This window comes from Rhodanobacter sp. FW021-MT20 (assembly GCF_041107475.1).
In the GTDB taxonomy this organism is placed as follows: Bacteria; Pseudomonadota; Gammaproteobacteria; order Xanthomonadales; family Rhodanobacteraceae; genus Rhodanobacter_A; species Rhodanobacter_A glycinis.
Genome location: NZ_JBGBPX010000042.1, coordinates 1 through 1602, shown reverse-complemented (window position 1 = coordinate 1602; position 1602 = coordinate 1). Strand labels below are relative to the sequence as shown.

Annotated in this window: 1 protein-coding gene; it reads right to left on the bottom strand. The window is 64.0% G+C overall.

Going from position 1 to position 1602, the window contains the following annotated elements:
- The coding region (gene ltrA / locus AB7849_RS19460; RefSeq protein WP_369501565.1) for a group II intron reverse transcriptase/maturase at positions 1-1073 on the bottom strand (1073 nt) is incomplete at its 3' end.
- Between the last annotated feature and the right edge of the window lie 529 nt (positions 1074-1602).

The following is a 1602-nucleotide window of genomic DNA, read 5'->3' as shown; positions in this document are numbered from 1 at the left end:
TTGGCCTGTCGCCATAGCAGACAACGCAGCCGACGCCGCAACCATCCGTCGAGGTTCTTCCACATCACCTTGCTCTCGCTGAGCTGGAAGTAGCCCGTCCATCCTCGAAGCACCGGGTTCAGTGTCTCGATGGTATGGGTCAGGCTGCGCCCGCGCCCCTGCCGCAGCAGTTCACGCACGCGGCCGGTCAGGCGGGCCACGCTTTGCGGCGTGACGTTGAACCGGATTCGACCACCACCGGCGCGGGTCAGGGTATAACCCAGAAACGACCGCTTCCACGGCCGCGCGCACGCGCTCTTGGCTGCATTGACCTGCAACTTCAGGCGCGTTTCCAGGAACACCTTCATGGCGGCCATCACGCGTTGCCCTGCCGCTTCGCTGCGAACATAGATGTTGCAGTCATCCGCATAGCGACAGAACGCGTGTCCGCGTTTCTCCAGTTCGCGATCCCAGTCCGTGAGCAGGATGTTGGACAGCAACGGCGACAGCGGGCCGCCTTGCGGCGTCCCCGTGCTCCGCGCCGCTTCCACCCCGTCACGCATCAGACCCGCTTCCAGATAACGCCGGATCAGCTTGAGCACCCGTTCGTCGTTGACGTGCCGGGCCACCCGCGACATCAGAATGTCGTGGTTCACCCGGTCGAAGAACTTCTCCAAGTCCATATCCACCACCCACGCGCGGCCGTCCTGCACATAGTGCCTGGCCGCGCGTAGCGCTTGATGGGCACTGCGCCCCGGCCGGAAGCCGTAGCTCGATGCGGAGAACGTCGGCTCGACGATCGGTTGAAGAACCTGCAACAGCGCCTGCTGGATCAGCCGATCCAGCACCGTCGGGATGCCCAGTGTCCGTACCCCACCCGAGGGCTTGGGAATGTCCACCGCGCGTACCGCCGATGGCAGATAGCTGCCATCCAGCAGGGCCGCCCTCACCGTGGGCCAGTGCATTTTCAGCCAGTCCTTGAACGATCCCACCGTCAGGCCATCGACCCCCGGTGCGCCACCGTTGCGGACCACTTTCTGATACGCCGACCACACGTTGCTGCGCTCGATCACGGCTTCCATCAGCCGTGACACCTCCGCTTTCGTTTGCCCGGCCGCCGCCGTGACCGACTCGGCACCACACGGCCTACCCACGGGATACCGTCCCGCCTCTTGGCCCTTGGCCCCGGTTCCCCGGGCTTCTGCTTCGTCGTCGATCATCGAGGTCCTGCCGTCCTAATCGCGGTCTCTCATGTTCGGCCCTTCGGTCATTCCGCACCTACTATGGCCTCGGCTGACTTCTCGCTCCGGTTCACACCGTCGGGCTTTCACCCACAAGGCGAGATCTCCCCGGGTATGACGCACCGGCCTTCCCGCTTATGCCTGTCGGATATACGCCGTGTCGTTCCGTGCAAGTACTGGGCTTTGGCCTTCTTTGCTGCCTCACCCCAACACGTCGCCTCGTATCCGCTTCCTGTTCGTCAGGCCAGCGTTTTGCCTCGGGCTTCCTCCAGACCACCAGTCACCCGAGTCGCCCTTGCCTCTGGCTAGCTCTTCCCCTTGCCGGGTGAGCAGAGGACTTTCACCTCCTAGCAGGTGCGCCCTGCCGGGCGCACAAAGAAAA